The organism is Colwellia sp. MT41, assembly GCF_001444365.1.
In the GTDB taxonomy this organism is placed as follows: Bacteria; Pseudomonadota; Gammaproteobacteria; order Enterobacterales; family Alteromonadaceae; genus Colwellia; species Colwellia marinimaniae.
In genome coordinates, this window is sequence record NZ_CP013145.1 from 1,191,898 (window position 1) to 1,215,844 (window position 23,947).

Genomic DNA, 23,947 nt, shown 5'->3' on the forward strand with positions numbered 1-23,947 from the left:
TATAAATTAATATTAATTTATATAACTCCCTTGTGGATAAAATAACGAAAATAATCGTTGCTTTTAGTAAATTCCAAAATGGAAATAGTCTTGCTAGGTTAGTCAACACTAACCCTAGTTTTTTGAAAATAAAAATGGCAAAGAACAACGTGTTTTATCACTTGCAAAACAGGTTAAACCCCATTATCTTGTGTTTTATCTTATTGGAAATTCTACATATAGTGGTTTGGAAGAAAAGGTGAGGCGAGAGAAAACATGCGAATCTTGGCGGAGTAACATGTTATCTCTCTAATTTGAAATATCGGCTATTTCAAATTTTGAAGCAACAATATATGCATTATTCTATAAAATTGAAAGTAACTTTTTGGAATAAGACTTTTGAGATAGCCATTTAAGCCTTCTAATTGAAGGTAAGGTATAGATAATGGCTAGATATATTATTAACAGAAATGCTCAATCTGAAGGGTACCATGAAGTGCATAACGAGAATACATGCAATCATTTACCTGATCTACAAAATCGTGTTGCGGTTGGCGAACACAGTAGCTGTTCTGGAGCTGTAGCGGCAACAAGACAAGTTAACCCTCAACTAAATATTGATGGTTGTTATTATTGCAGCACAGCATGTCATACACGATAAGGAGCATATTATGAGTAATCGAGATACTGTAACTTACGAGTTAAAGCAAGGGAATAAGGTTGTTTACGTTGGGACTACTAATAATCCAGACCGTAGGCAGCAAGAGCATGAAAATTCGGGGAAGAATTTTTCTAAAATGAATATTACTTCAAGGAAAATGACCGAAGATGGAGCTATGAAAAAAGAGTCCTCTAGGTTAGATACTTACCGAAAGAATCATAGCGGTTCAAACCCTAGGTATAATAAAACAACAGATGGTTAAATATTAATACCAAAGCCCTTTTAATCGAGGGCTTTTTATTATAACTTAATCTGAATAACTTAATCTGCAACTTAATCTGCTGCAACTTAATCTGCCACCCATAATAACTTGTACATATTTTCATCAACAAACTAGGCTTAATTTACCTTCATTAAGTCTGGTGATTATTATGCCTAAGCCTCGCTCGCAACAGATCAGTTTGTGATAACTTAATCTGCCACCCATAATAACTTGTACATATTTCCACCAATAAACTAGGCTTAATTTATCTTCATTAAGTCTGGTGATTATTATGCCTAAGCCTCGCTCGCAACAGATCAGTTTGTTAGATACACCGTATTATCATATTTGCAGTCGCACGGTACGAAAAGCGTTTTTGTGCGGTGTTGATAAAGAGTCAGGCATTAGTTATGAGCACAGACGTATCTGGATTGAAAAACGGATTTTTAAATTAGCTCAAGTCTTTGCTATTGATATTTGTGCGCATGCCGTAATGCATAACCACTTACATATAGTTTTGCATGTTGATAGTGAACGCGCGAAATTCTGGTCAATGGCTGAAGTACTTGAACGTTGGCATCAATTATTTAAAGGCACATTACTCACCCAAAAATATCAAAATAAACAGTTTCTTGATAAATTCGAACTTGCCATGGTTGAGACTACTGCGAATATTTACCAACAACGTTTGATGGATATCAGTTGGTTTATGCGCTCTTTAAATGAGCCTATCGCCCGACAAGCTAATCGAGAAGATAAATGCACCGGCCACTTTTGGGAAGGGCGCTTTAAATCCCAAGCATTGCTTGATGAGGGCGCAATATTGTCGTGTATGGCTTATGTTGATTTAAACCCCGTGCGTGCAGGTATTGCTGCCACGCCCGAGAAGTCTGATTTTACTAGTATTCAACTACGTATAAAATCAGCGATAAAAGGTGAGCAACCCAAAGCTTTACTACCATTCACAGGTAATGAACACCAACAAAAAAATAAGGGTATTCGATTTAGTTTACAAGACTACTTAACCCTAGTGGATGAGACCGGACGTATTATTCGTGCTGATAAAAGAGGCGCAATTAGCCAGAAATCTGAACGTATTTTAGCAAGGTTACATATTAACGAAGAAAGCTGGTTAAAGCTGACCACAGACTTTGAATGTATGTTCACTGGCGCGGTAGGTACAGCAGAGCACTTGAGTGAATTTACCGAGCATGTTGGCTTGCAGCGAACCCATGGTATCGTTAATGCTCAAGCCTGCTTGAATAGCGCGTAACTTCCAACACAATCACGAATAAATAGACCTTTTTTGTTATTTTTAAATGGCGGCTTTAACTCGTCTAAATTTTAAATTTTGACTGTTTTTAGTGTGTTAAGCGTACATTTGATAACTATCTCTTAAAAAATACCCACTTTATCTGTGACAAATTTCATACCTAGTCTGTTTTTATTATCTGTATTTATAGTTATTTATTATGGCTGGCAGAGTGGAAATCACCCGCTTTTAGCCGTGAAAGATTTCAACCTAGTCTGTTTTTATTATCTGTATTTATAGTTATTTATTATGGCTGGCATAGTGAAATCGAAATCGGCAGAGTGGAAATCGCAGAGTGAAATCCTTAGCTATTTTAGCTGTCTTTATACCTAGGCGATAATTGCGTTAATATTATGTTACATGTTGTGGCTTTAATACGTTCACTAAGCCAATGTTAAGGTGTATATTACTGCAAAATATTGATTAATAATGATCTTCAAGTGTGTATCACAAGGATAATAATGAGAAAGAACAACGTTACTTTAATCGCGACTTTAGTTGCCGCAGCATTCGGTGTTAGTACACTTAGCGGTTGTAATACCACAGAGTCTACTGCTAACACTCAATCAGTATTAGCTAACTCGCTATTAGCCAACCAAACGGTGGTTAAAAGTCAAAATGATCAACGTCTTTACCGTTATGTAGAGCTCGATAATGGCTTAAAAGTAATACTCGTTTCTGACAGTAGTGCTGATAAATCTGCTGCATCAATGGATGTACATATAGGTCACATGGCTGATCCTGAAGATCGTGAAGGTCTTGCCCATTTCTTAGAACATATGTTGTTTTTAGGTACTGATAAATACCCTAAAGTGGGTGAATACAATGAATATTTAAAAGCGAATGGCGGTTGGTCAAATGCAGGAACAGGCCAAGAGCATACCAATTATTTTTTCCAAGTAAATCAAGACTCCTTAAAAGAAGCCACCGACCGTTTTGCGCAATTTTTTATCTCGCCTAGTTTAGACAAGCAATACGTAGACCGTGAAAAAAATGCAGTTCACTCTGAATACAGCATGAAGATTAAAGATGATGCTCGCCGTATCAGAGAAGTATTAAAAGATACGCGCAACCCAGCACATCCATCAAGCCAATTCTCGGTAGGTAATTTAGATACCTTAGCGGATCGCGAAAATGATCTACTTATTGATGACTTAAAAGCACTTTATAAAGAAAATTATACTGCCAGTCGTATGTCACTTTCATTAGTGGGCCGTGAAGATCTCGATACCTTAGAAAAATGGGCGCGTGAAATGTTTTCAGCCATTCCAAATAATGGTTCAAAGTCTACTCCGGTAACAATGAAGCCCTACTTACCTGAGCAGTTAGGCGTACAAATTAATATAGAACCAATGAAAGATATACGAAAGTTAACTTTGGCATTTCCTGTTACTAAGTCAACTCAGTATTTTGAAGAGAAGCCTCTGAGTCTTATCTCGTCTTTACTGGGTCAAGAAGGTAAAGGCAGTTTATATAGCTATCTAAAAAACCAAGGGTTAATCGAATCTTTAGGTACTGGCGCTTATGGTCCTGATGATTTTGACCGCGTTAGCATAAGTATTACACTGACACCTAAAGGTCTAGCTGATTATAAACAAGTTACTGAAGCGGTATTTTCTTATTTAGCACTGTTATCAAATGAGAAATACAACCAAGAGTACTTTAAAGAGCAAGCCGCTATTTCAAAAAACAGCTTTGATTTTTTAGAAAAACAGGGTGCTGCAGATACGGCTAGTAACCTTTCGCGACAGTTACAATACTTTTCACCAAAAAATATTTTAAATGAAGGGTATTTGTATAATGACTATTCTCATCTATTAGTTACTGAATATTTGGCGCAGTTAACACCTGAGAATATGCGCTTAGTATTAGTTGCTAAAGGTTTAACAACGGATAAAGTTCAGCCTGAATATAATACGCCTTATTCAATGACTAAAATCAGTGCACAAGACATTAGTCGTTATCAATCACCTAAAACGATTGATGCCTTTTCGTTACCAGCGCCTAACCCGTTTATTGCTACTAACCTAACAATGAAAAAAATAGAGTCAGATGTAAATAACCCAGTGGTTGTTTTTGAAAAATCAGGTTTTACCTTGTGGCACAAGCAAGACACTGAATTTAGAGTACCTAAAGCCTCTGTTAACGTACAGATATATTCTGACCAAGCAGGAAAAGATGCTTTATCTCGTGCTCAAAACTATCTTTACAGTGCGTTATTAACAGACAGTTTAAATGAGTTTGGTTATCCGGCTAAAGAAGCTGGATTATACTATAACGTTTGGTCTACCAGTGCCGGAATGGGCTTTGGCGTAAATGGCTATGATGAAAAACAAGCCATGCTGTTAAGTACTATTAATAAACGTGTTCGACATTTGGCTATTGACGACGCGGCTTTTAATTTACACAAAGCTCGCTTAGTACGACAATGGAATAATGCTAAATTTGATCGCCCATATAGCCAAGCACGTTCAGCGTTAAGACAAATACAGCATACTAAAACCTATTCAGCTACAGCATTAGCCAGTGCACTTGCAACGGTAACACCAAAACAACTCGCGCAATATATTAACGATTTCCATAAGGCGATTGAAGTTGAAGTATTGGTACACGGTAATATGCTAAAAGCAGAGTCTGTTCAATTGGGCAAAACGCTTTATGCGCTTAATATGACAAACTCTACCGCTAAAGAACGTGCTAATAAAGTTGTTAAGTTAAACAATACCAGTCATGAATTGATTCAAGAATTAATAGTAGACCATAACGATTCAACCATAGTTGAAAGCTACATTAGTAATGATGATTCATTTGAAAATCGCGCTAAATATGGTTTAATTGGTAGCATGATTAGCGCTCCTTTCTTTAAATCTCTGCGTACCGATCAGCAACTTGGTTATATTGTCAGTGGTCGAAATACCAAGTTACAAAATCTACCGGGTTTGTCCTTTTTAGTTCAGTCACCTAAAGCGGGTCCGGTTGAATTAAAACGCCGTATAGATCAATTCATGACTGATTTCAAAGGGTCATTAAATGAGATGACCGCTGAAAAATTTGATGAATACAAACAAGGGCTGATTAAAGATTTACGAGCCAAAGATAAAAACTTAAATGAGCGCACACGACATTACTGGTCAGAAATTAATGACAAAATGTTTGATTTTAATAGCAAAGAAAAAATTGTTGCTGAAGTTGAAAAATTAACCCATAGCGATATGGAAGAGTTTTTCTCTTCAGTAATTGAGAAAATTCAACCTATTATTGTGCGAAGCTTTGGTACTGCCCATCAAGATGATGAAGATTACCAGCAAGCTTTAAAAGACAAGAGCATTTGTCGCACTGAACCGTGTTTTACTCATGAACTGAATAAGGTGGTGAGATAATTATTATTGTCTCATTAATTGCAGGTTGAAATATTTAATACTTTGCTTAAATAAGTTGAATAACAAAGAAACTCACTTGTTTACTTGATCAAAAAGGTCTCATTGAATGAGGCCTTTTTTTGTTCTTAACCGTATCCTTAAATATGCAAAAATATAACAGACACCCACTCAAATGGGAATAATACGTGGTGTCTACTATGCTCAAATAACCATCGATCAATATCTTTGAGAGTTATTATGGCTACGGCAAAAAAACAGCAAATAAGCTTAGTTGATACGTCTTATTATCATTGTGTTTAGAACTAAGGGAGTAAAACCCCAGAAACATCGAACTACACCAGCATTCAACGACGAATAAAAGCAGCGATTAAAGGGCAACAAGCCCAACAATTACTGCCATTTATCGGTAACCCAAGAAAGAACATGCCTACAGGCTTACCGTTTGAATTAATTGACTATATCCAATTTCTTGATGTAACCGGCCGCTGTATTCGAGCCGATAAACGCGGTTATATTGACAAAGCCCAAGCTGAAATATTAACCCGCTTAGGCATTAGTGCCCAAAACTGGTTGGTGTTAACTACACAATTTAGGCAGTGTTTCCATGGCGCAGTGGGTAGAGCGCAAGCAATCACGGATTTTTGTCAGCATCAGCACTTAAAAAAACGAGCAACGGTGTCAATTTACCAAAAATTGATTACTTAATTACTAGCAATTATTAATCTTATAAATAAGTTAGTTAACAAATAATTGTGCCTTAATTTTAGCCCCCCAATATTAATCAGAACGTTATTTTTTGATATTTAGTGTTAATTATTTTGAGTGGGTGTCTGGTGTTTTCAGTGTTTTTTTTGTATTTTTATCTGGTGCTTTTATTTAGTATATTTACAAAACAACACCTTAACAAATACGATTATATTGTAAAAATCATTACAGCCTCACCACCAGTTGGTTAAAAAAAATCTGAGCAATGGTTAGAAAATTGTCATGTAATAGTACTAGAGTACAAACATATTGATTGTAGAACTGAATTATATTAACCTGAATTATTGAGAAAATTATAATATGAAATACTTCACCAAATTATATTCAAGTAATTACTCCTAGGAAGAAGCTGAAAAATAACTCAGTTTTATTGTTTATTTAAAGTTACTGTTATTCCCCCACTATAAAACACTCATTTAATGTAAGCGCTTCCAACTTAGTTGCTCTGGCGTTGGTGGACAAAAAATAGAGGGGCATAAGAGCGAAAAGACACAATTAAAAATTAAAAGGTAATAAGTAATAATGTCAGAGCATTACAATCACATAATTTACCAAAATTCGTTTTCGTGTCGAACTAGTTTGTAAGGTAAAATTAATGAAAAAACTAACACTGCCACAAACCATTATGTTAATTGCTATAGCAATGTTTGCTTTGCAATTAATTAATGGGATTATTAATATGACGCGTATTAATTCAATGGGTCATCATATCGAAATGATTGAAACTCAATATATGCCTATCACAGAGCATATTACGGTGATCGCGGAATATCAACTTAAGCAAGAAGTAGAGTTTGAACGGGCTTTTCGTTATGCCCATGAAAAAACAAATAATAGTGCAGCAACGGATCACTTTAAGCATGCAATTGAAAATTTCAATGCCCTTTCAAGTAAATTCAATGAAGAAATAAAATCAACAGAAAAACGAATTTTACATGCTATTGAGATAATCGAAGATAACAAAGAAAGTAAAATGTTAGCTAAATTAGAATATGATCTAGAGACTATTGATGAGCAACATCAAAAATGGATTCAGCATGTTCAAGCGGTTTTTACATTGCTTGATGAAAATCAATTTAATGATGCAATCGAAAAATCAGCAGTGGTGGAAGACGAGTCGTTAGTGCTTACAAAAAATGTCACCAAAATTCTAAGTTCAATAGCACACCTTACCGAACAGATAATTCATAAACTAAAGCTAGAAGAAGAAAGTATTTTGAATATTGGGATGGTGCTACTGGCTATTTCGTTAGTAGTAGCGGTTGTTTTAACTAAGGGGGTTATCCGTAATCTTAATAAAGATTTGTCTGAACTTAGTACCGCTATTTCTCGAATTTCAAATGGAGATTTAGTGACTAAAGTATCTTCTAAATTAGGGAAAGAATTTGGACTGGATATTATGAGACAGCATTTAAATGAAACATTACTGATTGTAGAAAACACTGCAAACGAAGTGCTTGGTGCAAGTAATGAGCTTGCACAAATAAGTGCAGCAGTCAATCAAACAGCAGAACTTCAAGTCCAAGAGATTGAACAAATATCAACAGCAATGTCACAAATGGAAGCGACATCATTAGACGTTGCTAGACATGCTGAGAGTACTCAGAGTTCGACAAAAAAGGTAACTTCTACAACTAATGAAACAAAAAAATTCACCAATGATGCGATGACATCAATATCACAACTAACAGCGAGCCTTGAACTGAGCAGCAAAAATATTTATGACCTAGAAAAGCACAGTGCAAATATAGCCTCAGTGTTAAATGTAATTAAAGGCATAGCGGATCAAACAAACTTACTGGCATTAAATGCGGCCATTGAAGCGGCTCGAGCAGGAGAACAAGGAAGAGGCTTTGCCGTTGTTGCTGATGAAGTGAGAAATCTAGCTAAACGTACACAAGACTCAACAGTTGAAATTGAAAATATGATCGCGTTATTTTCTCAAGGTACTTCTGATGCCGTACAATCGATGACGAATAGTATAAGCCATGGACGAAAAAGTAATCAGGCAGCAACGGCATCTAATAATAAACTTAATGAAATTCGAACGGCGATTGAAGAAATCCATATAATGAATAACCATATTGCGACTGCCGCGGAAGAACAGTCTTGTACTTCTCAAGAATTATCGTTAAATACACTGAAAGTGAGCCAACTTACAAATGATAATATAACGTCAATCTCTCGAATATCTACCGCTTCAGAAGAGCTAGCGCAAATTTCCTTATCATTACAAGAACGCTTATCACAATTTTCTCTTGCTTAAGATAATAGCACTTTCTTTTTTAAACGAATTAAATATTAAGCGCGACAACTAGCCTGACAGAGAGGGTATTGATTATCATTTATTCTGATGATATTTATAATTTTTTTTGAGTTGATGTCTGTTATATTTACCCTCAATCGGTCGAGCGTATACCATAATATCATTGACATCTTAAGGTTGAGTATTAATAAAGTTTAAGGTTAATTCTGCCGATTTAACCTTAAACACAACTAATATTATCGTAGTGATTAAGCATAAATATTTCAATTTCCCCTTTTACATTAAATGATTTCCCACCTACTCTTACCCCCTATGACTTAAGCAGGTCTATGTAACACGACAAAGGCCACTGTCGCCATACCAACTATTTATCTAATAAATGGGCTTCTCAGAGATTGCGATTGTACAATTAAGTAACAAAGTAAGTGAATATTTATAAGTCAATTCGTGTATTGTGCGCGACGTTTACTAAAAGTAACAATATAATTGTATTTGGTTACATAGCTTGATTCCTTTGGAGGATATATGAAAAAGACTAGCCTTGCCTTAATAATAGGTTCGTTGATGCTCTGTAATGCTGCACAAGCAGCAGATGTTAATTTCAGTGGCTATGGTTCTATTCGCGCAGGACTTGTTTTAGGTGACGACCATTTTCCGCGTAATTTTAATTATGATGATAATATCGATTTTAAAGAAGAGTCATTATTCGCCTTGCAAGTAAAAACCCAAATAAATGATGATTGGAGTGCGACTATTATTCTCCAAGCAAAAGGGCAAGATGATTTTGAACTCGAAGCGCGTTGGGCTTATCTAAATTACGAGTTGACAGATGAAACTACGTTAACCTTGGGTCGTTTTGCATTGCCTTATTTTAGAAACTCAGATACACAAGATATTGGCTACGCTCACAATTACTCTGTTATGCCGCGTTCAGTTTATCGAGGACAAGCTTTTGATGTTATCGAGGGCATTCGTTTGATGCACTCAACATTCATCGGCGATGGCGACATTACCATTAAGGGCTCTTATGGCAGTTTTTCAGGCTCAACCCTTACTGCGTTAGGTGAAGTAGAATCTGACATAAACAATATAATGCAACTGTCTGTTGAATATAGCTACGATTGGTTTTCAATATACTTTGGCGCATTGAATGCGGAGCTAGATTTAGATATTAATAGCCAACTTGATGCGGCATTAATGAAGAGTTTACCTGGTTATAAAGTTAATGATGGCACGGTTTATAATCCTGGAAAATTAGCTGTTTATGATATGTCTGCTACCTACGTTAACGAAGATAGTGCGACATATCTATCAACGGGTTTTACTATCGATTATCAACAATGGCTGTTTAATGCTGAGTATGTCACTTATAAAATTGATGATTCGTTTAGTGAGCAGAACAAATCAATGTATGTATCTTTAGGCTACCGTTTTGATAAAACAGTAGTTACTTTAGTGCATGAAGATGTTAGTTATAACTTCGATTATGATAATGTTTCTTCAGCAGACCCTTATGTAAATGCTTTTTTAACTGCTACCAATAACACTTTTTTAAAGCCTAATGAATATGACGCTCAAGGAATTCATATCAGATATGACGCCTCTGAAGGAATTGCTTATAAGTTTGAATATACCTATGCAACAGATAAAGTAGAAGGCGAAGGTGCTAGTGTTGTTACTTTCGGTATTGACTATGTTTTTTAAGGGAAAAACCAACATGAAATTTTTAAAGAAAATATGCATCATCAGTTTTTCCATGATTAGTTTTATTAGCTTTGCTGAAGTGTCGGTTATAGTAAATAAAGGAAATACTGACGTTATCAATACTAAATTAATTAAACGAATTTACTTAGGAAAGGTGAAATCTTTTCCAAACGGTACTAAAGTCAATGTATTAACTTTAAAAGATGATGCTTCAGCAACGACTGTTTTTCGTCAAAGTGCACTGAAAAAATCCAATAGCCAATTTAAGTCTTATTGGTCTAAAATGGCATTTACTGGTAAAGGAACGCCGCCTAAAAAAATGGCAAATGATGCCGATATGATTAATGCCATAAAATCAGACGTCACAGCTATAGGTTTTGTTGATAGTACAGTCGTGACCACTGATGTGAAAGTGGTTGCTAGGTATTAAGTTTTTTGAGCCTGTAATGCCACATATCTGATATCTGGCATTATATTTTTGTGATTTATTAAATAACTGATTAGCTTGTTAGCTTATGTTATTTACATGACAGAGGTTATTGATGTTTTTTTTTAGAAAGTTAAAAATATTTCATAAAATTATTGCCATATTAGCAATTGCGATATTAAGTTTTGTGGTTAATTTAGTAATAAATATTTCAGCAATTTCAAAAAATCAAATTTTATTAGAGTCGCTACAACACACTGCAATTCATTTAGTCACTTTAACCAGCGAAAATGCGACTTCTTGGCAACGTGTCGACGAACTTTATACTCAAAGTGTGTCTTTTGGGGATGAAGATTTAATAGAAGACGCAGGTGATTCTTTCATTAGCCTGGTTGACAGTTTAGCAAAAATTAGCGCACTCGATGCGTCATTCTCGCCAGTTGAATTGATCACCAAACAAGCTCAACATTATAATCGCCTTGCCAATGAAATTTCTGTTGCCTTTATCAATGAAGAGATTGATTTTCAAGCCGCAAAGGGAAAAATTGACATTAAGGCCGAGTTGTTTGAAACCGTTAAAAATGCCCTTCAAAAAGATAAGAAAAAAGCACTTTTACATTTCAATAACTTAATCGATCAAACAGTAGTAAATTCGAATGAATCTAGAGATTTAAGCATTTTTTTAGGTGTCTTCTTATTAGGGATAATGTCATTTCTCAGTGTGGTGATAGCCAAATCTATTAGTAAATCCGTGGTTTCAATTGATTCTTCACTGCGTGAATTAGCAGAAGGCGAAGGGGATTTAACCAATCAACTTGAAGTGGTTAGCCAAGATGAGCTCGGTAGTGTTGTTAAGCATTTTAATATATTCACTCAATTAATTAGAGGTATAGTAAAGGAAGTGGTGGATGTTGTTGCACCATTAACGCAAAGTGCAGAACAGCTTACTGATAAAGTTAATCAAGTTAACGCAAATATAAACAGCCAAACTGAAATAGCTGAAGTGACCAAGCAATCTATGATTGAAATGCAATTTAGTGTCACTGATATCGCTAAATCTGCTGCCGAAGCGGCGAATGCCGCTGATTCTGCAGAAAGTGAAGTTAACCAAGGAATGGAGAACGTTCAACGTTCACTTCATGTGTCAGCTGAATTATCGGAAGAAATAGTTAAAGCTTCTGATGTTATTAATCAGTTGGCAAAAGACTCTCAAAACATGAATCAAATTCTTGATGCTATAAGCGGTATAGCGGATCAAACTAATTTACTCGCTCTTAATGCTGCAATTGAAGCCGCACGTGCTGGGGAACATGGCCGAGGGTTTGCGGTGGTTGCTGATGAAGTTAGAAATTTAGCGTCAAGAACGGCTCTATCGACAACAGAAATTAGAGAATTACTCGAAAAATTAGTTAGTGCGGCAAATTTGTCAGTTAACTCTATGAAAATTGCCAAGGATAAAGCTAATAGTAATGAAGAAATTTCTCGTGAAGTCGATCAATCCTTGAATACAATTAAAGAACAAATAGGCCATATAAGTTCAATGAATAGCCAAATTGCTACCGCGACAGAAGAGCAATCGAGTGTTGCTGAAATAGTCGTCAACAATATTGAAGAAATGTATAATAGCTTTGGTTCAATGAGCATTTCTGTTCAAGAAATAGGCGAAGTGGCGCAGAAGCTTGATGGCAATGCGTTGCAATTAGGCAAAGCCACCTCTAAGTTTATTGTATAGACATTAATATTCACGTTGCAGTGAATAGAGCTACGTTAGAAAAACCTATTCATTTTGAATAGGTTTTTTTATATGAGAAAATATAGAAGACACCCACTCAAATGGAAATAATGAGTGACTCTACTATGCTTAAATAATAATCAATAAAAATATAGAAGACACCCACTCAAATGGAAATAATGAGTGACTCGACTATGCTTAAATAATGATCAATAAATTTCCATTGAGGGTTATTATGGCCACGGCAAGAAAACAACAAATAAGCTTAGTTGACACGCCTTATTATCATTGTGTATCTCGTTGTGTTCGGCGGGCATATCTGTGTGGTGAAGATAAACACACCGGGCAAAGTTATGAGCATAGACGTGCTTGGGTCGCCGATAAACTACAGGCGTTAAGTGAGGTGTTTGCTATCGATGTCTGTGCTTATGCCCTGTTTAGGTGAGAGGAAGTAATCACACCCATTTGGTATTATTTATTGATGAGCAGCAAGCTAAGTCATGGTCAATGCATGAAGTGATTAGCCGTTGGCATCGGTTATTTAAAGGTACCTTGCTAACCCAGCAATATTTACGGGGTGAGCCACTCATTGACACGCTACAACAGGTTGTAAACGAAACTGCCAAGGTTTATCGTCAGCGCTTGATGGATATCAGTTGGTTTATGCGTATTTTAAATGAAACTATCGCTAAACAAGCCAATCTTGAAGATGGGTGTACTGGCAGGTTTTGGGAAGGACGTTTTAAATCTCAAGCCTTGCTTGATGAAGCCGCGTTAATCGCTTGTATGGCTTATGTCGATTTAAACCCGATTAGAGCTAAGAGTGCTAAAACCCCAGAAACATCGAACTACACCAGTATTCAGCGACGAATAAAAGCAGCGATTAAAGGGCAACAAGCCCAACAACTACTGCCCTTTATCGGTAACCCAAGAAATAACATGCTAACAGGTTTACCGTTTGAATTAAGTGACTATATCCAATTGCTTGATTTAACCGGCCGTTGTATTCGAGCCGATAAACGCGGTTATATTGACAAAGCCCAACCTGAAATATTAACCCGCTTAGGTATAAGTCACGAAAACTGGTTGGTGTTAACTACACAATTTAGGCAGTGTTTCCATGGCGCAGTGGGTAGAGCGCAAGCGCTGACAGATTTTTGTGAACATCAACACTTAAAGAAACGCGCTACGGTGTCAATTTGCCAAAAGTTGCTTGCTTAATAATCCATATAACTCATCTAGATACATTACTCACTTAAGGCTAGTTGTGCCTTAAAATGGATGAAAACTCTGTTTTTGTGAATTAATTTTCATACCATCTTCGTCACCATAATAATCAAAGTTAAATTCTGCTCAATTTAAATCAGAAACGATGATTTATTGATCTTATGTATTAATTATTTTAAGTGGGTGTCTGGTGTTTTTCTTTTTGTTTTTTTTTGTGTTTTTTCGCGGTGAGCCACTCATTGAAACCTTACAACAAGCCTTGGCGTTACTTGTGCAGGCATCAATCAAGGTTCCTATTAACTCTCTTGATTGGTACTGGGCGTAGTAGGCTCAATTTTACTCATCACTAACTTAATTGTTAAAAAAACTTCTTTATTTGGATATCCATCGGCAATAAGTTGATGTTGTAACTGAAATAAGCGAATGGCATGTCTGCTTTTAGGCCCCCAAATGCCATCGGGCTCACCTGGTTCAAATGCTAACGAATTAAGCTGGCTTTGTAGATTTTTCATTTCAGCAATACTATAAGGTTTCACTTTAGTTTGCTCTTTTTGAACAAACTCAATGTCTTTAGCGCCAACTAATTTATTGGCCAATATGCCTACTGATAGTGCATAGCTTTTCGACAGATTCCACGTCATGATCACATTGAAATTAGGGTAAAGTAAAAATGCTGGCCCTTGATGGCCTGAAGGTAGATAAAGCTCAGCTTGAATATCATAAACAGGTAATGGTTGATGGTTAGTTTTTTGAACGCCTAACCGCTGAAAATAATTAAGTGGGTAATATTGATCAAAAACCACTTTATTAAAGGTAAAGTTTTCTGGCAATTTTACTTCTCTGCCCCAGCGTTCTTTAGCTTGCCAACCGATTTTACTTAAGTAATTAGCCGCCGTTGTTAATGCATCTACCTCGCTGTTCCAAACATCCACTTTGCCATCATTATCACCATCAACTGCATATTTTAATAACGCTGAAGGCATAAATTGCATATGTCCCATTGCACCGGCCCAAGAGCCCTTTAGTTGCTCAACAGAAACTTGTTCTGTGTCAATTAAGGTGAACAAGTTTAATAATTCTTTGGTAAAAAACTCACTACGGCGTTGATCACAGGCTAACGTTGCTAGGGCATCAAGTACCGACAGTTTGCCTTTATGTTTGCCAAAAACCGTTTCTAAGCCCCAAAAAGACACTAAATATTGGCGGGGAATCCCGTATTTTTTTTCTAATGAGTCAAATAGCTTTTTGTGTTGTTTTAATTTTTCCTTACCTACTCGAACATGGTAAACCGTCACCCTTGCCTTAATATATTGCTCAAAAGTTTGGGTAAATTCTGGTTGTTTTTTATCTAAAGTAATCACTTGCTCAATAGGGGAAATATTATTAATAACCGTTTGAGTTATATAGGAAGAAAACCCTGTGTGTGCAGCGCGTTTAACTAAATTAACTTTGCACTGGAGAAAATTTTGATCGGCAATTGTTGCATTAGCAAGTATAGGAAAAAATAAGCAGATGATGATTAATTTTCTGCTATTAAAAAAATGAAGTATCTGCTTAAAAAATTGCTTTGACGAGTGCATAAATGAGTATTCCTTGGCTAGAACTGAAATTGAAAATACAAGTAGTAATACCATGGCTAAATTGTACATTGATGACAATGATTTAATCATCGTTTTAATTTAAAAATAACATGTTTTACTTAGTTCAGCCAACCTTTAACTTTCATTTTAGCAGCTTGAGTGACATGGGAATTCCAAAACTGAGCTTCATATAAGTGGCGTGTAACGCCACTACGACTGCCAAGCAGGGATACTAACTGCAGTCTACTAAGTTTATCGATAAAATTGTGGGCTACACTAGATGACATTGGCAGGTGAATGTTCTGCGGAGTAGGGCGATCTGGGGGATTTAAAAGGGGAGTAGTTGTTCCCCTTCATCCCAATAACTAAACGGTTTTACCCGTACTTTAAGCTATGATTGCTCTAGTACTTCACGTTGTTCAGCAACTTCAATACGGATATCAAAGTCACGAGGGAAGTTCTCATTGCTATAATCAAACGCTGTCACTTCAGTTATATTATCAGTGCTTAAATGTGTTTGTTGATTTTCCATATTTTAATAACCTCTATTATTAACACTTACTTAATATGTAGTATTTTTACGTAATAATCAACTCAAAACAGTATATTTAGTAATATATTCTGACTAAATGTAGTTAGTTTACTATATTTTAAGGGGTATGGTCGCCCCGCGACGCCAAGCTATTGAGTTTATTGCAAGCAATCTTAATAAATGGGGCATGGTTATCCAATTAAAACAATAGTGTACTGGAGAAAATGAATTGCTTACTTTAAAGTCATAACTTTAAAGTCATAATTTTAATGTCATGACTTTCATATAATTTAGCGATAAAATCAGTTGCTCTATTCGTCATACAAGGTAAAAACAGGTTCTCCTAAAGCCATGCTTAATTCAATAAATTATAAAACAGCCTACTTATTAGTCGAGAGTAAAAAGATGTTAATACGCACTCTATTCGTCAGTTTTGCTTGTACCTCGATATTTGCTTGCACCAATTCAAACAACTCTAGTAGCGTGTATAGTCCCGAAGAAATCAATGCACACTGGTTCACCATGAATCTTAAACGAGAGGGGGTGCTAGCCACTGACTCGGGGTTGCAGTACAAAGTTTTAGAGCAAAGTACTGGTTGTAAACCTGATCCTGATTTTAAAGTGACTGTGCACTATAAAATGTTGTCAGCTAAATCGAAACGAATTATCGACAGTAGTTATCAACGCGGTAACCCCGATAAGTTTTTGCTATCTAAAATGATTAAAGGATGGCGTGAAGGCGTACCTATGATGAAGGTTGGTGAAACCTGGGAGCTTTATATACCGCCCCATTTAGCGTATGGCAGTAGAGGTTCACCAGGTTCAGTTGCGCCCAATAGCGTGCTTATTTCGGAAATCACCCTTGTTGATGCACGTTGTCAGGACTAGTCACTTAATTATAGAAAATATTAATAAACGGGGTCAGAGGAAATTATATGGTTTGCCGCGGCAAAATATAACAGACACCCACTCAAGTAAATATAACAGACACCCACTCAAGGGGAATTAACCCGAATTTGATAAAAATAACGATCATAAAAAGCCGCATCATAAAATAGGATGCGGCTTTATGTGTTACCCATTAACTAATAAATACAGTATTAACTTTTATTAGTATTGGTCAAGGCTAGAACTTGTAGCTTGCCTTAAGGTAGGCAAAACGACCTTGGCCACTATGAGCATTTACCGCAAAGCCCATAAAATCATGATAGGCAAAGGGGGGCTTTTCATTGAACAAGTTGGTTGCCCCTAAGGTGATGGTGGTATTTTCAATGCCGTAATAATTAACAGAGGCATCCACAGTTACCATAGCATCCAAGGGGGCTAATATGGTGCCATCGCCTTGCACTCTCACCGATTGATCTTGCTCAAACTCAGCAATATAGTTAATCGCGACATTGGCGGTTATATCGTCAAGTGACCAGTCAACAGCCGTGGTCCAGCGAAATTGTGGTTGTTCAAAATCACCTTCTTTTACATTAATACGTTGGCCGCCATCGACATCAGGGCGTTTATCTTCATATTTTAATACATAGTTAAGAATATATGAGAATCTAAAGTCACCCATACCCGTTTCTAAGGCATATCTTATATCTAAATCAATGCCCGTGGTGGTTAAGTCACCGATATTTTGGAAGGAGTCGAAAATGGTTACTACTTCACCGGGATCATTGGCAATATTGGTTGGCAGACGAATAACTACATTAGGATCATCACCAAAATTACTGAAAACAAATTGAGTATCAGAGTCAATGATGTTCTCAATATCATAGCTATAATAATCAAGAGAAAGCTCTAATGATTCAGTAATGTTATACATTAGACCAAAATTATAACTGGTAGACTCTTCCGGGCCTAAGTCTGGATTACCTTCAAATACCGCGGTGTATTCTTGAGGTTCACAGGCTTTGTTAACATTACCCACCGCATCACAACGAATAGTATCTACTAAGTTAGGCGACTCATCGGTGCGGCCTAAACCAAGTTGTGAAAGTGATGGCGCTCTAAATGCAGTGCCCCATGAACCACGAATGGCGATGTCATCCGTTGCGCTCCATATAAATGAAACTTTAGGATTGGTGGTGGTGCCAAAGTCGCTGTAATCTTCATAACGTGCCGCTAGTTGTAGTTCAAGGCTATCTATAACAGGAATCGCTAATTCTAAAAACATAGCGGTATTATCGCGAGAGCCGCTGGCAGCAGTGGATTCTGTGCCAAAAATTTCACCACGCAAGAATTGATCATCCGGATTATCGTTGATGGTTTCTTCACGATATTCGGCGCCTACGGCGATGAATAATTCACCCGCCGGCAATTCCATAACCGGTCCTGAAATTTTTGCATCATAGGTGCGGTTGGTCGATTTACCCACACGTGTGGTGGTGGTTTCAATATAATCTAAAGCGGCTTGGCTATTTTGTGAGGGTTCAAACGGGTTCCATGAGGCATTATCAATGGATTCTTGTACACGACGTGAGTTAGGGAAACCATCAACACCACGTTCAACCGAGGTGCTCTTGATGTAACTATAGGCCATTTCCCAGTCCCACTCACCCAGTTCACCTTTTAAACCCAGAACAGTCCGATAGTAATTGCTATCCACTTTTTTTATGCGATTACCAATATCTACCATACGGCGACGCATGGTTAAGTCTTGCTGATAAAATTCATGGTCAGGCATGTCGGCCATGGGATGATTAGGGTTATCACCCGCCATAAAGAGTTCATTAAAGCTTGGACTCCCAGCACCTTTAATTGTGGTCTTGGCATTTTGCCCGTTTAATTCCACAAAAGCGCGCATATTATCGTTAATTTCATACTTGCCCATGTAGGTGAAGCTGAAACGTTCTGATGCCGGAATCATGGTCATGTGTGGTGCATAATCATAGCGACATAAATTATAACCAGTTAAATCGCCATTTTCATCGGTATCTTGGGTGATACTTTCGCTAGGACATTTATCATTACCCCATATATCCGCTAATCTTTTTGTTGGATCAGAGTTTAAGGCTATGGTACCAGGAATACCCGATGAACTTCTAAAGTCGGTGGCATAAGGGTCGTTAGGTCGCCGCTCTGCTTGGTTAGCGGTACTTGAGTAGCTGCGATCGGCATAAAGGACACCTTCACGATTAAAATAATCTAAAATAAAGGTATTGCTGGTCTTGTCAGTATGATTACCAAATACTAGGCTGATACTTTGTTCTTTACCACCACCATCGGCGGTATCGCCAATTTTAGCAGATATTTCCATGCCATCAATGTCATCACGCAGGATAATATTGATAACACCGGCGATGGCATCGGAGCCGTAGGTTGCCGAGGCGCCATCTTTTAATATATCAACACGCTTAATTGCCGACAAAGGAATATTATTGATATCGACAAAAGCAGTGTCTATCCCCTTAGCAAATGGGCTAACCGATACACGGCGGCCATTGACTAAAATTAGGGTAGAATCAGCGCCTAAACCGCGTAAAGAAACACTAGAACCACCGTTAGCGGTATCATCACTGCTGTTGGCTTGGGTAGAAAAAGTACCTTGGCCCGCTATGGGCAATTTAGCAAATAAACCGATTAAATCGGTAACCCCGGTTTTAGCAATATCCGAGGCGGTAATACTGGTTACCGGTGATGGTCCGTCCATATTATGGCGTTTTATGTGCGAGCCGGTCACTTCAATTCGTTCTATGTCTTCTTCATCTGCGGCAAAAGCACTTAAGCTTTGTGAAGCTAACAGCGCCGTGGTGATACACAAGGCTAGCGTCTTTTTTTTCATCGTAATAGTGTTTTTAACTTTCATCTTAATATTCCAATTCCATGTTTTTATTATTAATCGTCAAAGCTCTCGCTAGGACTTTAAAACTAACTTTTTGTTATTTAAGGAAAACTATAACAAGAAAGTTATATCAAAAAGGTTCATCTAAAGAAACCAAATACCATGGTAATGAAAAGGTAAATTGTAAAGAAATTTGTCCATATCGATGCCAGACCAGTAAAACTAACGGGTAAGGTTAGTTACAAAATATAACCAAATATAACAAAAATATAACCAAATATAACAAAAATATAACAGACACCCACTCAAACAGAAATAATTGAGTGGTGCGGGAATGGTTAAATAATGACCAAATAATGACCAAACAATGATTTTTTAGCGTTATTATGGCTACCCCAAGAAAACAGCAAATAAGCTTAGTTGATACCCCTTATTATCATTGTCTTTCTCGTTGTGTTCGGTGGGAGTTTCTTTGTGGTGAAGATAAAATAACAGGACAAAGTCATGGACATAGGCGAGGGTGGGACGCCGATAAATTACATACATTAAGTGGCGTTTTTCCTTAGTGGACCTTAATTTGAGGAAACCCCCTATTTTGCCCGTTGATGTTAATTTCCGTTTTGTCACCACAATTAAAGTGTAATTATACGCGCTATTTATCGGTAAGCCTTTTTTTAAGATTTTGAGTGGGTGTCTGTTATATTTTTTGAGTATTTACCGCAAAGCCCATAAAATCATGATAGGCAAAGGGGGTAAAATAGTGATCTTTTGGAGCAATAAAATCGAATGTAACGTAAAAATCCCTTACAATAACGCTTCATTCACCACTCTGACTTAAACTCAATAAGCGTTAGTTATCTATGTATATCAATCCGGCTTGGCGCATATTAACCATTGGTGATGGCGATTTATCCTTTTCGCATTCATTATTGAAAAATTATCGTCCACACGTTTTAACGGCGACAATTTTTGATGAATACTCCTCATTAAGTGCTAAATATGGGGCGACACATTTCCAGCAATTAGCAGCGCAAGGGTGCAAGGTGCTCACCGGTTTTGATGTAACAAACAATCAAACATGGGGTGAGCTGGGCAAACATCAATATGATGCCGTTTTTTTTCAATTTCCTTTGTTATCTGCGTTTAACTCGGCTGAAGATTTTAAGCAGCAGTGCCTAAATGTCAGTGTAAATACCTTGCACCGCCGGTTATTACGGACTTATCTTTTAAATTGTTTTGATTACTTTTTAGATAGTCATGGCGCACAACTGGCCTTTATTACCTCAAAAGATGTTAAACCCTACCGGCAATGGCATATTGAACAATCGTTTACATTACATAGTGATATTCATTACCTGGGCAGTATGCCCTTTGACATAGAGAAATTTCCTGGCTACAAAATAAGAAATGTTGATCGAGATAAATATGTTAAAGATACTCAAGGCATCACTTATGTATTTAGCCGTCGTATCAGTAGCGAACTTGAGGACAAAATCAGTAAACCCAATTATCTAGGTGAGGGTTATTGCCCTTATTGTCGAGTGGGTCCCTTTTATACCGAACAAGATAAACAGCATCATCTAGCCAGTAAAAAACATCAGAAAATGGCGCATTTTGAACAACAGTGGTTAGATGATGTAGCGCAGTTTGAACAATAACTCGATAGACTGTTGCTTCGAGTTATTGTTATTCAATAAGAATTTTCTCAGTAAGTTAACCTGCAACTCAGCAAACACGCCTTTAAACCATGCTGATTGATCGCTTGTATTACTTTTTTTGCTTGAATCCAAGGTAGAGAGTTACCAAAGTGTAAGGCTCTGTCGTAATTAAGTGTGGCTCAATGCGCAATACTTTGATTTAAGGGGGAGTATTGCTGATGAAATAAAAGTGAGCTTCTCAAGCATGGATACTTGTGTAGAGCCTCAGGGATGGATGCACGCGTCTCACTTGTTTACTCAACACATACTCAACGGCGGCATAACAATTCAGCATCAATTAACGACGATAAAGCCTACGTGTATCTATGTGCAAGACTCTTAGCGTAGTAGAGGATCTGTTTTTCCCCTTTGCCATTGGTGTATTTGCTTTCATAAAATGGTCAGTAGTTATTATCGATTACTCAAAGTAATGACCCCCGCATATGAATTAAAATCTAAGGTTTTAATTAATATGAACGACTGCTGCTCTTTGCCTTTTACCGCTTTAACAAAATTATCGGTGGTATTTATTGTTTTTCCGTCGATTTATACAATACGTTGCATCGGATAAAGCCGCCGCTCTTGTTTCTCCTTCTTAAATTCCTCTGAACTACGTATCCAGATAAACTGAATGTAAGCAATAAAAACATATGGTTACGTTCTAAACTATTATCTTGTTCACTCGTTATAACAATTCAAATTCATCGGCATCTAAAAATGCGGGGAAGTCATCTTTAAATTGCTCAAGCGTGCTGAAATCCAGTTGTGTGGTAATGATTTGTTGTAGATTATCCGCCGCATAAACAATGGTTTCACCGGTAAAATCAATGATAGTCGTGCCACCAGAGTGAGGGGTATTACTACCGTCTGCTCCGATACGATTTACGCCAACAACAAAGCATTGATTCTCCATTGCTCGTGCTTTTAATAAGGTATCCCAGACATGTCGTCGCGCAGCAGGCCAATTAGCGACATTGATCATAAGGTCGTAATCTTGGCGATTTCTACACCAAACGGGAAAGCGTAAATCATAACAAACCAAGGGCAGTATTTTGATGCCGTTAATGGTGATTACTTTTCTATTGTTGCCTGGTTCAACATGGTCTTGCTCTTTACCTAAACGAAATAAATGACGTTTGTCGTAATATTGAACCGTGCCATCAGCAAACACCCAATAAAAACGGTTCACTTTTTTATCGTTGTGGCTCACTAAAACACTGCCAGCTACTACGCAGTTATATTGTCGTGCTATTTTCTTTAGCCAGGCTAACGCAAGACCGCCATCTTCGGGCTCTTGTACATTGCTTTTATTAATACAAAAACCAGTGGAAAAGGTTTCTGGTAGCAATAATAAGTCGGCAGCAGCATGGTCAGTAAAGTGATTTTCGATGAGCTGTGCTAAGTCATTAAAATTGGCTGGTTGGTCTAACCACTGTATATCGTATTGCACTGCGGCTATGGTTAAAGTTGACATAATATTTCCGCTGCTTTAAGTAAAGTGTCGTCATTTTTAGCAAAACAGAGTCGGATCACTTTATTGTTCTGCTGATAAGCCGGCCTTTGCTCTGCTGGATAAAATGGGCTGAGTGGAATGGCGGCAACACCTATTTCCTTGGTTAACCACTGACAAAATTCACGGTCATTGAGTGGTGATATTGCCGAATAATCCAATAATAAGAAATAAGTACCTTTCGAGGGGAGTAGGGTAAACCGAGAGTCTTGCAGTGCATTAATGAGCACATCTCTTTTTTGTTGATAGAAATTTGCTAGCTCGGTGATATGCACTGGTTGCGCTTTTAACATTTGTGCAATGGCAATTTGTGCCGGGGTAAAAGAGCAAAAGGTAACGAATTGATGAATTTTTCTAAATTCAGCGGTAAGCTCATCGGGTGCGATGCAATAACCCATTTTCCAGCCAGTACAATGAAAGGTTTTACCAAAACTAGAGACGACAAAGGCGCGTTTAAACAACTCAGGGTAACGTAAAACACTCTCATGGCGTAAACCGTCAAAGGTCATATGCTCATATACTTCGTCGCTGATGACATACAAATTATATTGCTCAACCAAGCCTTGTAAGGCACTAAGATCAGCTTGACTCAATATTGAGCCGGTTGGATTGTGTGGGCTGTTGATAATAATCGCGCGTGTTTTGGCATTGATAGTTTTCTCTACCACGGCCCAGTTTATTGCATAACTTGGCGCATCCAGGGTGATATGACGACAAATGCCTCCCGCTAGTTCAACGGCAGGCTCATAAGAGTCGTAGGCGGGGTCAAAAATTATTACTTCATCACCTGGGCTAACTAGGGTTTGTATCGCGACCCATAATGCTTCGGTAGCGCCCGAGGTAATAGTGACGTTGTTTAGCCCATCGATCTTTTGCTCATCGGCTAAATGCACTTGATACTGCCTATGCACCATGTTGGCAATTTCAGTTAACAGCTCAGGCAAACCGTTTGATGGTGAGTATTGATTCTTGCCTTCAGAGATGGCTTGATTAATTTTATCTTTCAAAAAAGCAGGCGGTTCAAATTCAGGAAAGCCTTGCGATAAATTAATGGCTTGATACTGATTAGCCATTACCGACATTTCAGTGAAAATACTGGTCTCTACATGAGGTAGTTTACTGGTAAAAGAAGATG

Annotated in this window: 16 protein-coding genes and 1 pseudogene; 12 read left to right on the forward strand and 5 right to left on the reverse strand. The window is 37.4% G+C overall.

The window, feature by feature from the left end:
• Positions 1-650 precede the first annotated feature (650 nt).
• From CMT41_RS05060 to CMT41_RS05100, 9 genes and pseudogenes are all read left to right on the forward strand, one after another.
• Positions 651-902 (forward strand): GIY-YIG nuclease family protein, encoded by a 252-nt coding sequence (locus tag CMT41_RS05060; protein ID WP_058028140.1) that lies wholly within the window; start codon positions 651-653, stop codon positions 900-902.
• A gap of 292 nt (positions 903-1,194) precedes the next feature.
• Complete coding sequence (locus tag CMT41_RS05065) at positions 1,195-2,175, forward strand: hypothetical protein (RefSeq protein ID WP_058026537.1); 981 nt, start codon at positions 1,195-1,197, stop codon at positions 2,173-2,175.
• Between the two features lie 500 nt (positions 2,176-2,675).
• The gene (locus CMT41_RS05070) at positions 2,676-5,594 is read left to right on the forward strand and encodes an insulinase family protein (protein WP_058026538.1); all 2,919 of its coding nucleotides are present in this window, start codon (positions 2,676-2,678) and stop codon (positions 5,592-5,594) included.
• Between the two features lie 423 nt (positions 5,595-6,017).
• Positions 6,018-6,299, forward strand: coding sequence for a hypothetical protein (locus tag CMT41_RS05075; protein ID WP_058026539.1), 282 nt, complete (start codon positions 6,018-6,020; stop codon positions 6,297-6,299).
• A 655-nt stretch (positions 6,300-6,954) separates the two neighbouring features.
• Positions 6,955-8,625, forward strand: a complete 1,671-nt coding sequence (locus CMT41_RS05080; protein WP_058026540.1) for a methyl-accepting chemotaxis protein — start codon at positions 6,955-6,957, stop codon at positions 8,623-8,625.
• Between the two features lie 525 nt (positions 8,626-9,150).
• Positions 9,151-10,329 carry a hypothetical protein gene (locus tag CMT41_RS05085; protein ID WP_058026541.1) on the forward strand — a complete coding sequence of 393 codons (1,179 nt, stop codon included), beginning with the start codon at positions 9,151-9,153 and terminating at the stop codon, positions 10,327-10,329.
• Between the two features lie 13 nt (positions 10,330-10,342).
• A complete protein-coding gene (locus CMT41_RS05090; RefSeq protein ID WP_157466278.1) occupies positions 10,343-10,759 on the forward strand; it encodes a phosphate ABC transporter substrate-binding protein in 417 nt (138 codons plus the stop codon).
• Positions 10,760-10,871: 112 nt separating this feature from the next.
• Positions 10,872-12,488: a methyl-accepting chemotaxis protein gene (locus CMT41_RS05095; protein ID WP_058026543.1), complete on the forward strand. Its 1,617-nt coding sequence runs from the start codon at positions 10,872-10,874 to the stop codon at positions 12,486-12,488.
• 235 nt (positions 12,489-12,723) lie between these two features.
• Positions 12,724-13,709: pseudogene (locus CMT41_RS05100) on the forward strand (transposase).
• Between the two features lie 302 nt (positions 13,710-14,011).
• Here the strand turns inward: CMT41_RS05100 and CMT41_RS05105 are convergent.
• Both CMT41_RS05105 and CMT41_RS18995 read right to left on the reverse strand, forming a co-directional pair.
• Positions 14,012-15,295: a lytic murein transglycosylase gene (locus CMT41_RS05105; RefSeq protein WP_058026544.1), complete on the reverse strand. Its 1,284-nt coding sequence runs from the start codon at positions 15,293-15,295 to the stop codon at positions 14,012-14,014.
• A gap of 391 nt (positions 15,296-15,686) precedes the next feature.
• Positions 15,687-15,827 carry a hypothetical protein gene (locus tag CMT41_RS18995; protein ID WP_157466280.1) on the reverse strand — a complete coding sequence of 47 codons (141 nt, stop codon included), beginning with the start codon at positions 15,825-15,827 and terminating at the stop codon, positions 15,687-15,689.
• Positions 15,828-16,232: 405 nt separating this feature from the next.
• On the opposite strand from CMT41_RS18995, the gene CMT41_RS05110 reads away from it, so the two are divergent.
• Complete coding sequence (locus CMT41_RS05110) at positions 16,233-16,715, forward strand: FKBP-type peptidyl-prolyl cis-trans isomerase (RefSeq protein ID WP_198149789.1); 483 nt, start codon at positions 16,233-16,235, stop codon at positions 16,713-16,715.
• Between the two features lie 238 nt (positions 16,716-16,953).
• On the opposite strand, the gene CMT41_RS05115 is transcribed toward CMT41_RS05110, so the two are convergent.
• Positions 16,954-19,605: a TonB-dependent receptor plug domain-containing protein gene (locus CMT41_RS05115; RefSeq protein ID WP_058028141.1), complete on the reverse strand. Its 2,652-nt coding sequence runs from the start codon at positions 19,603-19,605 to the stop codon at positions 16,954-16,956.
• A 386-nt stretch (positions 19,606-19,991) separates the two neighbouring features.
• Here CMT41_RS05115 and CMT41_RS18535 point away from each other — a divergent pair, with 386 nt between their 5' ends.
• Both CMT41_RS18535 and CMT41_RS05120 read left to right on the forward strand, forming a co-directional pair.
• On the forward strand, positions 19,992-20,171 hold the full coding sequence (locus tag CMT41_RS18535) for a Type I secretion system protein TolC (RefSeq protein WP_083494215.1): 180 nt from the start codon (positions 19,992-19,994) through the stop codon (positions 20,169-20,171).
• A gap of 294 nt (positions 20,172-20,465) precedes the next feature.
• Positions 20,466-21,263, forward strand: a complete 798-nt coding sequence (locus tag CMT41_RS05120; protein WP_058026546.1) for a Rossmann-like fold-containing protein — start codon at positions 20,466-20,468, stop codon at positions 21,261-21,263.
• A 724-nt stretch (positions 21,264-21,987) separates the two neighbouring features.
• Here CMT41_RS05120 and CMT41_RS05125 read toward each other — a convergent pair.
• Both CMT41_RS05125 and CMT41_RS05130 read right to left on the reverse strand, forming a co-directional pair.
• Positions 21,988-22,776 (reverse strand): amidohydrolase, encoded by a 789-nt coding sequence (locus CMT41_RS05125; protein WP_057180109.1) that lies wholly within the window; start codon positions 22,774-22,776, stop codon positions 21,988-21,990.
• A complete protein-coding gene (locus CMT41_RS05130) occupies positions 22,764-23,894 on the reverse strand; it encodes a methionine aminotransferase (RefSeq protein WP_058028142.1) in 1,131 nt (376 codons plus the stop codon). Before CMT41_RS05130 ends, CMT41_RS05125 begins: the two co-directional genes overlap by 13 nt.
• Positions 23,895-23,947: the final 53 nt, after the last annotated feature.